Annotated in this window: 17 protein-coding genes; 6 read left to right on the forward strand and 11 right to left on the reverse strand. The window is 66.8% G+C overall.

Annotation, left to right across the window (positions count from 1 at the left end; translation table 11 throughout):
* The first annotated feature begins 39 nt into the window (after positions 1-39).
* Positions 40-687: a TetR/AcrR family transcriptional regulator gene (locus ACZ3HL_RS00700; protein WP_465527824.1), complete on the forward strand. Its 648-nt coding sequence runs from the start codon at positions 40-42 to the stop codon at positions 685-687.
* A gap of 2 nt (positions 688-689) precedes the next feature.
* Here the strand turns inward: ACZ3HL_RS00700 and ACZ3HL_RS00705 are convergent, their stop codons facing one another.
* From ACZ3HL_RS00705 to ACZ3HL_RS00715, 3 genes are all read right to left on the reverse strand, one after another.
* Positions 690-1478, reverse strand: a complete 789-nt coding sequence (locus ACZ3HL_RS00705; RefSeq protein WP_465527826.1) for an alpha/beta fold hydrolase — start codon at positions 1476-1478, stop codon at positions 690-692.
* Positions 1479-1838: 360 nt separating this feature from the next.
* The gene (locus ACZ3HL_RS00710) at positions 1839-3680 is read right to left on the reverse strand and encodes a VanW family protein (RefSeq protein ID WP_465527828.1); all 1842 of its coding nucleotides are present in this window, start codon (positions 3678-3680) and stop codon (positions 1839-1841) included.
* Between the two features lie 70 nt (positions 3681-3750).
* Positions 3751-4320 (reverse strand): TetR/AcrR family transcriptional regulator, encoded by a 570-nt coding sequence (locus ACZ3HL_RS00715; protein WP_465527830.1) that lies wholly within the window; start codon positions 4318-4320, stop codon positions 3751-3753.
* Positions 4321-4398: 78 nt separating this feature from the next.
* On the opposite strand from ACZ3HL_RS00715, the gene ACZ3HL_RS00720 reads away from it, so the two are divergent.
* Both ACZ3HL_RS00720 and ACZ3HL_RS00725 read left to right on the forward strand, forming a co-directional pair.
* Positions 4399-4572, forward strand: a complete 174-nt coding sequence (locus ACZ3HL_RS00720; RefSeq protein WP_465527832.1) for a hypothetical protein — start codon at positions 4399-4401, stop codon at positions 4570-4572.
* A 44-nt stretch (positions 4573-4616) separates the two neighbouring features.
* Positions 4617-5078, forward strand: a complete 462-nt coding sequence (locus ACZ3HL_RS00725; protein WP_465527834.1) for a DUF2269 domain-containing protein — start codon at positions 4617-4619, stop codon at positions 5076-5078.
* A gap of 13 nt (positions 5079-5091) precedes the next feature.
* Here ACZ3HL_RS00725 and ACZ3HL_RS00730 read toward each other — a convergent pair whose 3' ends face one another.
* Positions 5092-5943: a F510_1955 family glycosylhydrolase gene (locus ACZ3HL_RS00730; protein ID WP_465527836.1), complete on the reverse strand. Its 852-nt coding sequence runs from the start codon at positions 5941-5943 to the stop codon at positions 5092-5094.
* Between the two features lie 121 nt (positions 5944-6064).
* Here ACZ3HL_RS00730 and ACZ3HL_RS00735 point away from each other — a divergent pair, with 121 nt between their 5' ends.
* The 3 genes from ACZ3HL_RS00735 to ACZ3HL_RS00745 all read left to right on the forward strand — a co-directional run bounded on the left by ACZ3HL_RS00735 (position 6065) and on the right by ACZ3HL_RS00745 (position 7915).
* Complete coding sequence (locus ACZ3HL_RS00735) at positions 6065-6493, forward strand: hypothetical protein (protein ID WP_465527838.1); 429 nt, start codon at positions 6065-6067, stop codon at positions 6491-6493.
* A gap of 113 nt (positions 6494-6606) precedes the next feature.
* A complete protein-coding gene (locus ACZ3HL_RS00740; RefSeq protein ID WP_465527840.1) occupies positions 6607-7683 on the forward strand; it encodes an urease accessory protein UreH domain-containing protein in 1077 nt (358 codons plus the stop codon).
* Positions 7684-7696: 13 nt separating this feature from the next.
* Entirely contained in the window at positions 7697-7915 is a 219-nt protein-coding gene (locus tag ACZ3HL_RS00745; RefSeq protein WP_465527842.1) for a heavy-metal-associated domain-containing protein, read from the forward strand.
* A gap of 12 nt (positions 7916-7927) precedes the next feature.
* Here the strand turns inward: ACZ3HL_RS00745 and ACZ3HL_RS00750 are convergent, their stop codons facing one another.
* The 7 genes from ACZ3HL_RS00750 to ACZ3HL_RS00780 form a co-directional block, all read right to left on the reverse strand.
* The gene (locus ACZ3HL_RS00750) at positions 7928-8869 is read right to left on the reverse strand and encodes a M56 family metallopeptidase (protein WP_465527844.1); all 942 of its coding nucleotides are present in this window, start codon (positions 8867-8869) and stop codon (positions 7928-7930) included.
* Positions 8866-9228 (reverse strand): BlaI/MecI/CopY family transcriptional regulator, encoded by a 363-nt coding sequence (locus ACZ3HL_RS00755; RefSeq protein WP_465527846.1) that lies wholly within the window; start codon positions 9226-9228, stop codon positions 8866-8868. The genes ACZ3HL_RS00750 and ACZ3HL_RS00755 overlap by 4 nt, the downstream gene beginning before the upstream one ends.
* A gap of 37 nt (positions 9229-9265) precedes the next feature.
* Complete coding sequence (locus tag ACZ3HL_RS00760) at positions 9266-10324, reverse strand: C40 family peptidase (RefSeq protein ID WP_465527848.1); 1059 nt, start codon at positions 10322-10324, stop codon at positions 9266-9268.
* 432 nt (positions 10325-10756) lie between these two features.
* Positions 10757-10945 carry a hypothetical protein gene (locus ACZ3HL_RS00765; RefSeq protein WP_465527850.1) on the reverse strand — a complete coding sequence of 63 codons (189 nt, stop codon included), beginning with the start codon at positions 10943-10945 and terminating at the stop codon, positions 10757-10759.
* A 19-nt stretch (positions 10946-10964) separates the two neighbouring features.
* Complete coding sequence (locus tag ACZ3HL_RS00770; protein WP_465527852.1) at positions 10965-11759, reverse strand: class I SAM-dependent methyltransferase; 795 nt, start codon at positions 11757-11759, stop codon at positions 10965-10967.
* Positions 11760-11930: 171 nt separating this feature from the next.
* Entirely contained in the window at positions 11931-12467 is a 537-nt protein-coding gene (locus tag ACZ3HL_RS00775) for a DUF4396 domain-containing protein (protein WP_465527854.1), read from the reverse strand.
* A complete protein-coding gene (locus ACZ3HL_RS00780; protein ID WP_465527856.1) occupies positions 12457-13014 on the reverse strand; it encodes a carboxymuconolactone decarboxylase family protein in 558 nt (185 codons plus the stop codon). The genes ACZ3HL_RS00775 and ACZ3HL_RS00780 overlap by 11 nt, the downstream gene beginning before the upstream one ends.
* Between the last annotated feature and the right edge of the window lie 298 nt (positions 13015-13312).

Raw genomic sequence — 13312 nt, forward strand, 5'->3', positions numbered from 1 at the left:
CCTGTGTAGCATGATTCCCAGTCGCGGGGAAGGAGTGGGATGGCCGGAGCTGAGAAGCAGGAAGAAGGATCGACGCGAGAGCGGTTGATCGAAACCGCCGTGCGGCTGTTCGGCGAGCGAGGTATCGCCGCGACGTCACTGCGAGCGCTGACCGACGAAGCCGGTGCGAACATCGCCGCGGTCAACTACCACTTCGGCTCGAAGGAGGGGCTGCTGCGCGCGGTGATAGACCAGACGATGCGCGCGGTCAACGAGGAGCGTCGCCGTCGGCTGGACGAACTCGAGGCCGCCGCCGAACCGCCGACCGTGGCCGCGCTGGTGCGCGCGTTCGTCGAGCCGGGATGGGAACTCGCCGATGGGCATGGCCGGGGCGGTCCGCACGTCGCGCGCTTCCTCGGCCGGGTCATCGGCGAACCCGATCCACGGATCCGGCAGGTCTTCGCCGAGCAGGTCGATCCCGTGGAAGGGCGCTATCTGGCCGCTCTGGGTGCCATCGTGCCCGGCGGTGAGGACCACGCCCGATTCGCCTTCACGAGCATGCTCGGACTGCTCGGTCTTCAGCAGTCCGGGACCTTCGCGGAGGTGGATTGGCCACGCCAGGCGGAGGCGAGCCGATCCGCCGCGGCCGAGCGCGAGTGGTTGATCGCGTTCATCGCCGGTGGGATCCTCGCGACCTTCCCAGGATGAGATCACGCGAAGAAATCAGTGATCCTTCGTGTCCAGGTCAGGACGTCCTCCGCGGACGTCGAGACGTGGAGTTCCGATCGGGGAAGCAGTTCGTGCAGCGTCGCGGCGGTCGAGACGGGATGCAGGGGATCGGTGTCCCAGGCGAGGATCAACGTGGGGTGAGTCAACGTCGCGATCGCGTCGGGATCGGGCAAGTCCGACCTGCCGACGCCTCTGAGGATCGAAGAGAGAAGCTCGTCGCTGACGTCGGGAGTCAAGGCGGGCATCGGGTTTCCGGCGAAGATGGGGAGTGGGTCGGCGTTCGCCCACTGTTCCCGCCAGGCGGCGGCGCCGTGCGCGTCGATCTCGTCGGCGCTGTCGAAGTACCACTGTTTCGCCTGCGCGGCACCGCTTTCCCAGGCTACTGGCGGAATCATCAATACCAGCCGGTGAAAGCGCTCCGGGGCAGCGAGCGCGGCCCGCAGTGCGACGTCGCTACCGAGCGAAGAGCCCGCGAAGTCCATGGGCTCGGTGATGTCCACTGCGTCGAGCAGGCCGAGTAGATCGCGGGTGAAGTTTTCGAAGCGGTAGTCGTCGGCGACCGGTCGTCCCGTCGACTCCCCGTGACCGCGGTGGTCGTAGGTGAGCAGGCGATGTCGCTCCGCCAGTGCATCGAAATCGAACAGTCCGGAGCGCCGGACGGCGGCCCGGCTCAGTGGGACGCCGTGGGCGTAGCCGGCCGGCGAACCGGAACCTGTGAGCTGGTAGGCGATCTTCGCGCCATCGCGAGTGAAGTAGCTGTCCGAGTGCATTGTGCCTCTCCCTGCTTCGCTTCCATTGCATATCCACGTATATACCTGTACGGGGTATGCGTGCAAGGTTGGGCAAAGCTCGTCAGTCTCTCGCCGAAGTGTTACTAGGCTGGATAGTATTGGCGTGTCAGTGATCAGGTGGTTCGACGGTGAGGTGATCGATGAGTCAGACGCCGATCTACGACTTGTTGCTGCGTGTGCTGCGCCAGCATGAACCGGATGACGCCGTGGAAACACAGCGACCGGAGCCTCCTGGGCCACGTGCCCCCGTGGAATCGACAGGGGGAGGACGTCACCGGAAGAGGCGAGCCGGTGATGATCCCAGCGCCAGAGCCGGCCGATGACAGCGGCGGTGAGGCGCTAGTCGCCGCCGGGACACAGGATGTTCGGTTCCGGGTTGTAGCGCACGTTCCTGGTCTGACGGCTGACTTCCCGGCCGGACAGGTCGCGGATCACCCGCGTGTCCGAGACCGCGAACCCCGCGACGCCCTTCACGGGTTTGCAGGAGCCGCCGGACTCCTTGGTGATCGTGGGCGGGCTGCGGTAGTCGTGTTTCGCCCCGGGAATGGACTCGACGTTGTATCGCTTCGTTCCCCATAGCCGCACGGTGATCGAGGAAGGCGTCCAGATGGTCTGGATGGCCACCGCGGTCGGCTGGTCATTCTTGAACTTCAAGTCGATCACGCTGCTGCCGTCGGGGTTCTGGAACACCGTGGCCTCGCGTGCGGCCGGATAGCGGCTGATGTAGAAGCTGTGCTCCTTGTGGCCCGCGTCGGTCATGGCCGCGAAATAGGCGGCGTTGTACAACGTCGTGGCGAACTGGGAGATGCCCCCGCCGACTTCGCGTGACGGCACGCCGTCCTCGATGACTCCCGCCTCGACATAACCCTGTGCCTTCCCTCGCGGGCCGGTGTGGTCGTTCAGGCTGAACGTTTCCCCTGCTCCGACGATCGCGCCGCCGACTTTCTCGGCAACGGTGCGGATGTTGATCCCGGAGTCCCTGGCGAAACCTTTGGTGGTGAACTCACCGACGACTTCCTTGATGCCGAGAGCGCCGACGTCGGCAGTGGCCGTCTTCGCCGGCAGGGGTTTGTACTCGGCCTTGACCACCCGGTCGGCCGGGCGGACGACGCCGTCCTGTAGCGCGGTCACGGTTCGGTCCCAGTCGACGACGCGGCCGTCGACGGAGGGTTGTGCGGTCGGACGGTCGGCGTCGAAGACGACGCGTGCGTCTTGCGCGGCCTTCTCCGTCGGACGAAGTTCGTCGTCGAGCGCGCCTTTGACCTTGGCTTTGTCGAGGCTGGGGATCAGCACGCTGTCGGCTTTCGGGCTGAATGTCAGTGCGGCGGCGATCGCGTGGCGTTCGATGGTCGCCGTGACGCCGTCGCCCTGAACCGTCATGGGACTCGCCACGGCCGGTCCGGCCACCGTGTTCAGAGCGGTCTGAACGCTTTCGCTGGTCGCCTTCGGGACGATGGTCTCGACCGAAAGCCGGATCGTGCTTTCCCGTGCCCAGCCCGTCCTCAATGCGGCTTTGACCTGCGCGACGTCGACCTTGCGGCCTGCCGCCGGCTCGACTGCCAGTGGCTTCAGGCCTTCGTAGCGGACCTCGCCCTCGACGAGTTCCCGGTCCACACTGCGGCGGAACTCCTCCGCCAGGTTGTCGACGGCCTGGTCGTCGGCGCGGGTCACCACGTCGAAGTCTCGTGAGCCGAAGAGGGACGAGATCCGGACGAACGGATTGAACGACTGCGACCCGGCTTGCTGCAGCGTCGCGGTCCAGTCCACGTTGACCCCGATCGCGCCGGGGGCCACCGTCCGTTCCGTGTCATCGGCAAACAGGCGAAGGGGTTGTCCCAGCCGTGGCTCGATGGCGTCCCGCAGTTTCCGATCCGCTTCGGCCGTGGTCATTCCCCCGACGGGGATCCCCGCGACGGATACGCCCCGAGGTACGTCACCGCTCGTCACCGCCAGGTCGATTCCGTACACGACGGCCAGGAGTCCGAAAAGGACCGCGGCCGACATCGCGAGAGTCCGGCGTCGCCCGAGCAGCCCGGTCGTCTCGGCGGGTTCGGCGCCGGCAGTGTTCGTGGGCGTGACAGCTGTGAGCTGCTGTGTCGACTCGTCCTCTCCCGACACCCCTCCGGCCGGGTCTTTGTCGTGCTCCATGGGCGGCGCGTATCCCTCCAGTGCGGTCCGCATGACGCGGGTGTTTCAGAAACCCGCGGGCCGTCACCCTACTAGGCAACCTAGTTGGCGCGTCCGGGCGGCCTTAGTGGCGGAGCCCGGCGAGGGTGACCGTGACGAGCCGGTGGACGGCGGGCTCCGAGGTCAGATCGGCGGCCGCGGCGAGGGCGTGCAGGCAGTAGGTGGCGAGTTCGCCGACGGCGACGTCGTCTCGGATGCCACCGGTCCGAGCGACCTCGGCCAGCACTTCGCTGATCAAGTCGTGTACCTGGTGCTGCGCCTCGTCGGTGTCCTGGCCCTGATGCAGGAGGGCCGAGAGTTCGGCGGCGTGACGCGCCCGGTGGTGGCAGATGAGCGCATAGGCGTTGAGAATCGCCTGTAGTTGCTTTTCGGGGTCGTCGGACGCGGCACGTAGGGCCGAAAGATGCTCCAGGTGTGCCACCACATGCCGGCGATGCCACGCGTGCAGGATCGCCTGCACGTCCGGGAAGTATTTGTACAACGTCGCGCGCCCGATACCGGCGTGCTCGGCGATCTGGGACATCGTCACCGACAGCAGACCTCGCTCGGAGGTCAGGGTCCATGTGGCGTCCAGGATCGCTTCGCGCACCTCGCGGCGATGCGCTTCGATCGTCTCGTTCCACAGCTTCGGCACCTCGCCGACTATACATCACGACCCTGCTGTGACACTATGAGCCGCTGTAGACACAGTGTATTGATAAAGGATGCGGACATGACCGAACCGCCGCGCATGCCTCGCTGGGTGAAGGTGCCCGCGATCATCATCGGGATCTTGATCGTGCTTTTCGTGATACTGCAGCTCACCGGCCTCGGTGGGGAGCACGGCCCAGGACGTCATCTGCCAGGTGGCGGCTCGGCGCCCGCCGGAATTGTGAACCGCGGATGACGCTGTCGCCAAGTGTTCGCAAGGTCGTCCTCACGACTCATGTCGTGACGTCGGTCGGCTGGCTCGGCGCTGTCGTCGCCTACGTCGCTCTCGACCTCACGGCGGTGATCAGCCAGGACGTGCCGACCGTGCGCGCCGCGTTCCTTGCGATGAAGCTGATCGCGTGGAGCGTGATTCTTCCGTTGGCGCTCGCGTCGGTGCTGGTCGGCATTCTCAACGCGCTGGGCACGTCATGGGGCTTGTTCCGCCACTATTGGGTGGTGGTGAAGCTCCTGCTCACCGTCGTCGCCACCATCGTGCTGCTGGTGGAACTGCGGACGATCGACGCGCTGGCGGAAGTCGCCGCGACCGGCGCCGATCCACGCCTGCTACCGGGCTCGCTGCCCCATTCCCTCGGCGGTCTGGTGGTGTTGATCGTGGCGACGATCCTGTCGGTGGCCAAACCTCGAGGCCTGACACGCTACGGCTGGCGCAGGCAACAAGACCGCGCTGCTTCGGCGCGATGAAACTTCGCGCCGGTCAGCTCATCGGGACGCGCATCGTGAAGGTTCGGCCGCCGTCGCGCGAGGTGTGGATGCCGTTGTCGGTCGCGACATGGATCTCGCCGGCTCCGGTCGCGAGCAGAGCGCTCGGTTGCCCAGGCGCCGTTCCCTGAGGCGACCACGTCACGCCGGAATCCTGGCTCGTGTGAACGGCGCCGTCCGGCGCGACACCGACGAGTGTCGTCGCGTTCGGCCAGTCCAGCAGCTGAAGAAGGGGCGCGGAGGGGGCCGGAGTGAAGGTGCGCCCGCCGTCAGTGCTTCGGGCAGGGCCCTCCCGTGTGGTCGCGAGTATGAGATTCGGATCGGTCGGCGAAATGGCGAAGTCGGCCAACGCGAAGCGGGCACGCCTGTCCCAAGCGGTGCGGTCGGTCGACACCAGGACCTGGCCGGACTGGCTGTCGTAGCCGTACACCTGCCCGTGCTTCGCCTCCAAGGCGTGGAAATCCACGGTGCCCTCGAGTGAGAGTGACCGCCAGCTCAGACCGGCGTCCGTGCTTTCGATCAGGCCGAGATGTCCAGGGCCGCCGCGGCGGGGATCGGGGTGCCCGCTGCCGAGGAAATGCTTCGGCCCGACGACCGTGAAACCCATCGTGTCCTGCCGGCTGTCGCCCACTCGCTGGGGCGCGCCTGCCGCGGGGACCTTGAACAGGCCGTGGTGGCTGGCCGCGTACAGGGTTCCGTCAGCGGGATCGACGCCGAGGCCGTGTACGTGCGCGAGGCCGGGATCGGCCGAGGGCTGGTCGTTCGCCTGTGGCGGTGGCGGATTTTGGCTGCAGGCGGTGAGCAGGACGCCGATCGCGGCGAGCGTCGTCAGCTTCCAGCGCGACATGGCAGGCTCCTCGGATCTGTGCTCGGCATGCGACAGTCCTACTAGGCTAGATCGTACCTCTCGGACACTGCCTGCCGGGGTGAACGCGGATTTGACCGGCGAGCGCCGTAATCTGTGCGGCATGACGGGCCCGCGCCTCAGTCGCCGAGCCGCACGAGGTCACCTCGCGCGGCTCGCGGTCGTGGCCGCAGTCTTCGCCGGGCTGGCGTTCGCGCTCGGCTTCCAGTGCACCGACGGGATGGCCGTCATGCACTCGTCCGGCGACGTGGGCATGGTCGCCGACCACGACACCACGATGGCGGACGCGCCGCACTCGGCCGAAGTCCTGGCGCCGACCTCGATGGAGCACGCACCCGATTCGCCGACATCGGGCGGCGTGCTCGCCACTTGCCTGGCGTTCATCCTCGCGGTGGCCGCCGCGATCGCGGGGGTGCTGCCCGCGCGGCAGAACGGCTTCGCCAGGCTTTTCCGGGTGGTCCGTGTCGCGGTCCACCGTTCCGTTCGGCCACGCGGACTCAGCCTGTCCGAACTCTGCCTGCTGCGCACGTAGGAGAAGTCTGCCCGCGCTCGGGTCTTTTGACCGTCTGCACGGGCATCGACGCTCGACTCCAGCCTTCTGCTGGGGATCCCCTTACGTTTTCTACCTCGCAGGAGGCTTCTTCCGTGAACCTGTTAGCTGTCCTGGTCACCGGCCTGTTCGCCGGTGGTGTGTCGTGCGCCGCCGTGCAAGGTGGTCTGCTGACCGGATTGATCACTCGCCAGCGTGCCGCGGCCACTGAGCTCGCTACGTCGTCGTCTCGTCCGAAGGGATCGACCACGACGGCGCGGCAGACGCCCGGCTGGCGGGCTCAACTCGGTGACGATCTCGCTCCGGTCGGCGGTTTCCTGGCCGGCAAGCTGGTGTCGCATACGGTCCTCGGCGCGCTGCTGGGTGCCGTCGGCGGTGCGGTGGAACTGTCGGTCACCGCGCGTACGTGGCTTCAGATCGGTGCCGGGTTGCTGATCATCCTCTTCGGACTCGCCCAGCTCGGCGTGCCTGGATTCCGGGGCATTGTCATCGAGCCGCCGCTGTCCTGGATGAAGATCGTTCGTAACCGCACCCGTTCACAGGCGGCGTTGGCGCCCGCGTTGCTCGGGCTGGCCACCGTGCTCATTCCGTGTGGGGTGACGCTGTCGGTGGAGGCGCTCGCCCTGACCTCGGGATCCGCTCTGGCCGGTGCCGCCACGATGGCGGTGTTCGTGCTGGGGACCGGCCCGTTGTTCGCCATCCTTGGTTACGCCGCTCGCAAAGCCGCCACCGCGTGGCGTGGCCGTCTCGCCGTGATCACGGGACTCGTGGTGCTGGCGATGGGGCTGTACACCCTCAACGGCGGTCTCGAGCTCGCCGGTTCGCCGGTCGCCGCGAGCCGCATCGCCCAGACAGTCGGGGCATCCGGAGGATCGGCCGACGCCTCTGCCGCATTCACTGTGGACGGGCAGCAGACCGTGGTGATCACGGCACGCACGGGCTCTTACAGCCCGGAAAATGTCCAAGCCCGCGCAGGGGTTCCGACCACGCTGGTAGTGAAGTCCGAGAACGCCCAGGGTTGCGTGCGGTCGTTCATCATCCCTGACCGGGACGTCGAGAAGATCCTGCCGGTCAAGGGGGAGACGAAGATCGACCTGGGCGCGCTGCGACCCGGCCGGATCGACTACTCCTGCGGCATGGGCATGTACACCGGCACCATCACGATCGTCTGACCAGGGAGTCCACATGGCGACCACGACTCACGTCTTCCGTGTCGAAGGCATGCACTGCGGCAGCTGCGCGCTGCTCATCGACGACGCACTCGAGGATCTTCCTGGCGTCCAAAGTGCCCAGACCAGCAAGAAGAAGGGGAGTAGCACCGTCGAGCTGGATCCGAGCCGAAGCACCTCGGACGAGGTGATCGCCGCTATCGGCGAGCTAGGCTACCGCGCGTCGAAGGTATGAGGCGATGCGAGGTCAAGGGCAGGAAATCAAGCTTCCCGCGGCCAGCAGGCCGACGCTGAGCAAGGCCGGCGTCAGCAGCGCCGTCGCACCGCCCAGGACAGCGATGAGCCGGGCCGTGAATCGCGCGCCGTTCTCATGCCTGGCGAGGTGCTGCAGCCGGACGGCGGTGTCGCCGCCGGCCATGGCCAGCGCGCGCCGCGGCCCGTCCACCGACCGGATCGACACCAGCGCCGAACGGACCGGTTCAGGTCCGTACTGGCGGGCGGCGCTCTGATCGGCGGCGAGTTCGACGAACAACCGGACGGCCGACGGCAGCATGCGCATGAGCGGGATGAACCGCAAGGTCCGGCCGATGACCTCGGCGCAACCGGTCAGCAGATGGTGGCGGCCGTGGACATGGGCGCGTTCATGGGCAAGGACAGCAGCCAGCTCCCGCTCCGACAGACGGCCAGCCAGGCCCTCGCTCGCGACGATCAGGGCCTGGCGGCCGCCGAGGCTGTACGCGATCGGTTCGTCTTCGGGGAGCCACAGTGTCGGGATAGGACGGGTATCTCGGACGCCGACCAGCCGGAGCGCGTCCAGGTGACGTCGATGCAGGAGATTGCTGCGCCGACGGCGTCCCGCCGACGTCACGGCCAATCGCCCGGCCGCGGCCAGAATCACGACGCTCGCGGCCGTTCCGACGATGGGATCGAGGGCGGGCAGGCCGTCGTGGCTGACCGCGGCCCAGCAGTCGTGAAGCGCCTCCGTGATGGCGTCGGCGGGGCCGTGGCCCGGAAGCACCAGGAGCAGCACTCCGGCCAGGGTGGCCATGATCACGCCGAGGGCGGTCATCAGCCACCAGGCGATGGCCGTGCCGGGACCGATCCCCGCGGCGGTCAGCCTGCTCAGCGCTCGCGGCGACCACCAGCCGATCACCATGGCCCCGAGCAGGAGCGCCGCCGCGAGGATCATCGTTTGCGGGACTTCCGGCGCAGCCCCCGGCGGAGGATGTCGGTCTCCTCCTCCGTCGCCGAACGGGCGAAGTGCAGGAGCACCGATTCCCTGTCCTCGACGGAGTCGAGCAGGTCGCGAAGACTCTGCGCGGCGGCTTCCTCACGGGAGGTCACAGGCCGGTAGTAGTAGGCGCGGTTCTCCATTTCGCGGACGACCCGCTCCTTGCGGTGCAGGTTGTCCAGCACGGTCATCACCGTGGTGTACGCCAGGTCGCGCCGCTTGTTGAGCTCGTCGAGCACCTGACGGACCCGCATCGGCTCCGATGCGTTCCAGAGCACGTCCATCACCGACGCTTCGAGCTCGCCTAATCCCTGCATGGCACCTCCGTGAGAAAGGATACTGCCTGCTCCGGGATCAGCCGACCATGCGCCGTGCTCCCATGAGGTGCCCGTCTCCCTTGACCGACCGGACGTCGACCAGCTGCCCTTCCGTCGGGGCGTCGACCATCTTGCCGCTGCCGACATACATGCCGACGTGGTGGATCGCTCCCGGGTTGCCGGTTCCGTCGTCGTAGAAGACCAGATCCCCCGGGATGAGCTGGTCCAAGGGGACCGCTTTGCCCGCCGTGAACTGCTGACGGCTGGTGCGCGGGATGTTGATGCCGGCCTGCTTGTAGGCCCAGGAGGTCAGCCCGGAACAGTCGAACTCGCTTGGCCCCGTAGCACCCCATTCGTATTCGGAGCCCCGTTTGGACAGGGCGGCTTGCAACGCGTTGTTCGCCGCACCGGCCGGCCCGAGGTAAGAGCCGTTGTCCTGCACCTTGCCGAGTTTCGCCTTGTCCGAGGATGGCAAGTCGTTCAGCGCCTCGCGGACTTTCGCGATCTGGCCGTCGAGGTCCTTCTTGCGATCCTGGACCTGCTCGACCGCCCATGCGGCGTCGTTCGCCGCCTTCTGCGCCGTGTCCTTTGCGGCCGCGGCGGCGGTTCGCGACGATTCGGCCTTCGCGAGAGCCTCACGCAGGCCGTTCAGAGCTTTGCCGCGGTTGTCGGCCAGTACCGACAGCGCGGCGGTCCGGTCGAGGAACTCCTGCCTGCTGCCACTGTCCAGCAAGGTGACCGCGCCGCTGAGCTGCTGTCCGCTGAGTGCGGAGCGGACGATCGCGTCGACCTGGGGACGGAACGCCGCGATATCCGCCTGGGCCTTGTCGATGTTGCTGTTGGCCTGCTCCAGCGCGGCGTTCGCTTTGTCTCGATCGGCCTCGCGGACCTTCAGCTGGTCCTGCGACTCGAGCAAGTCTTCGTCGGCCTTCGAGGCCTGAGCGCCGAGTTCCTGGTAGCGCTTCATCGGATCCTGACTGCCGGCCGGTGGCGGCGCCGGTTGCGCGCTCGCGGGGATCGTGCCGAGACCGATGGCCATGAGTGCGGCGGTGACGGCGAGAGGATGCCCGATGGAGCGACGCCGGTGCGGTGTCACGGTTGTTGAACTCCTGTCGTGCGAAACGTGCGTCGTGGTGGACCGCCCCGAAGGCCCGGCGGTCACAGTAGGGTCACGAGCCCGTCTTGTCCACTATTACGTTTAGTACTAGCCAGGTATGGGAGAGTGTTCGGTAGGTCCGGTGCTGCAAGTGGCGGCGAGAAGACCGAAATGGTGACTTGGGTTACAGGTGGCCGTGATTCGGTCTTGCGCCTTACTTACTACGTCAAATAGTATTGCGGCGGTGCGAGGCTTCTTCGCGGATGGTCGCACTCTGGCGCGGTGGACGCGGTCCCGGTTCCTGTACCCGGGATCGCGTCCACCGCGACTTTGTCCTACGTCGACCGCGGTCCACGCCCCGACGTCAGCTCGTCCGCATCGCGGCGACAACCGGTATGCAGAGCTGCCCGTGCAGACGGGTGGTGTGCGGGCTCAGTTGTCTGGATTTTCCAGGCGTAGCAGGTGCTTCATGGCGTCGGCGGCTACCTGCTCGTACGACGCCCGCGTATCCGCCGCCGTCTCGGGGTCGATCTGTCCGGACTTGGTCTTCGCCTCCAGGGCGACGAGATCGCGAAAGGCCTGATCGCGTTGCCCGGTCAGACGTTCGCGTTCCGTATTCACGACAAGTCGCCGAAGGTGGTCATCGGCTCAAGGTGAAGTAGGCATACCGTTCGTCAAGCTCGTTGCGGGGAACCAGTTCCACCGTGCGCGGCGTGAACCCGCAACGTGCGGACAGCTCCCAGAAACGATGGATCGGATAGGTGGTCCCCGCGATGTCGCCCTGGTATCCGCGCATCCGGGGCCGGGACATCCAGCGTCCGTCGTCGTACTTGATCTGGATCAACGCCAGGCCGCCCGGCGCCAGCATCCGGTGGGCGATGCGCAGCAGGCGCGCTCCGTACGACGGGGTGGGGATCAGTTCGAACACGTAGAAGGACACGAACGCATCACACGACTCGAGGTCTAAGGTCTGCAGTGCCGATTCCGGTTCGGCGACGCTGATGCGCACCGGACTGAACGGTGTGTCGCAGACTTTCGCGACCTGGTTCGCGCATTCGGCCAAGGTTTCGGGGGCGATGTCGACGCCGACGAACTCCTGGAACCGCGGAGCGAAGACCGTGGCGTTGGCACCTCCGCCGCATCCCCACTCGACGATCCGATTCCAAGGCCGCTGGAACTCGACGGTACGCGCGGCGCGTTCGAACCTCGCGTAGTGCTCGTTCCCGGTGCGGTGCCACAGGTCGTTGTCCTCGAACGTGTCCGAGCCGCGCCAATGCGAATTTCCCGTCCACCGTTTCGCGGTCGGAGCCGACCAGTAGGCGTCGGCGTCGGCGACCATCCTCGCTTCGGAGTGTGCGGCGCCCGCTGTCGCGAGCACGCGCTGCACCGTGGTTTCGAGTCTTCGGACGGTTCGCTTCGCGCGATGCAAGATCATTCCGACCTACTCCTAGCCCCTGGGGTGGATCTTCGATGAGCCGCAAGGGTCAACTATATAGGGTAGTAGAGCGATCGGGAAATGAGCACAGGAAACAGCCAAGAGCCGACGGTCGCCGCGCGAAGGGCGACCGTCGGCTCCGTGGAGGGCGACGGCTTCGATCTTGGCAGGTCAGTGGTGGTAGGCGTGCACCACGGCGTGCCCGGCGCCGCGGCCGATGAGCCACTTGTTGACCGGCGTGGTGAGCAGGAAGGCGACAAAGAGGGCGAAGGCGAGCGCGCCCCAGAACAGCCCGCTGGCGAGGCCTGCCTCCATCGCACCGGGGACGACGAGCATCACCCCATTGTCGATGATCTCCATGACGAGGATCGAGACGGTGTCGGCGGCGAGGGCGACCTTGAGGGCCTGTTTGAAGCCGACGCCGGCCCGCAGGACGCCGCGCATCGTCAGGGCGTAGCCGAAGACGAACGCCAGTGCGACGGCGAGCACGATGGTGGCGAGGTTGCTCCAGCCCAGCGCGGTGCCGATCACCATGCCGAGCACTTCGCCGATGGCGCAGCCGGTGAGGCAGTGCAGGGTGGCCGACGCCGCCATACCCCAGGAGACCTTGCCAGGCTGGTGGTGTTCGTGGCCCCCGTGCTCACCGTGGTGCTGGTGCTCCGGCTGGTGCTGCTCGCCGTGGCCGTGGTGAGCGTGTTCAGTGGACATGGACGTGTGTCTCCTTTGTGGACTGCTCGTCGGTTTCGGGTTCGAGGCCGGCGACGAGATTGAACGAGCCGGTCAGCAGGTTGAGGGAAACCAATCCCACCGTGTCGGCGATGATCCGATCACTCCAGCCGTGCTCGCGCAGCTCGGCGACGTCCTCGTCGCCGAGCGACGCCGGTTCGGCGAGAACCCGCACGGCGAAGGCGATGAGCGCCGCTTCGCGCTGGTCGATCGAGGTGCCTTGCCTGGCCAGTGCGATGTCGGCTTCGCTGAGGCCGAGCCTCAGGCCTGCCTGCGTGTGCGCGTCGAGGCACAAAGCGCACCCGATCCACTCCTGCAGGGCCAATGAGATCTTTTCGCTCAGTTCCCGCGGAAGCTTGGCGCGTTTCATGGCCCTCGAGAAGTCGAGGTAACCCTGCAGCAGTGCGGGCGAGTGAGCCATTGCGGAGACCATCCGGCCTGCCGAGCCGCGGCGGCCGATGATGTCCCCGAGCAACTCGGCGGACTTGGCCGTCGCGTCGGCCGGATCGAGCGAACGAAGACGTTGCACGGCTCCTCCTTGAGCTGGCCTGCGGTCGATTCGGGCAGAACTATATACCCGTAGGGGGTACCTGTCCAGCAGGGGTATGCGGCTCGCTCCTGGCTCGGATCCGGGCGGCAAGGCCGGGAGGATCTTGATGGGGTCAGAGATTTTTACGTCTCGGCTCCGTTGTGGCGCAAGGGGTTTTAGGTAAACCGCGCTGTGTGACAAGCGCGACACATACCCCCGGAGAGTAGTTGTCCGGTGACGGTCGCTCGTCCGTGGTGGTGAAATGGTCTACTGGTCGCAGCGCTGTGGGCTTGTGCGC

This window comes from Amycolatopsis sp. NPDC000009, from assembly GCF_055563465.1.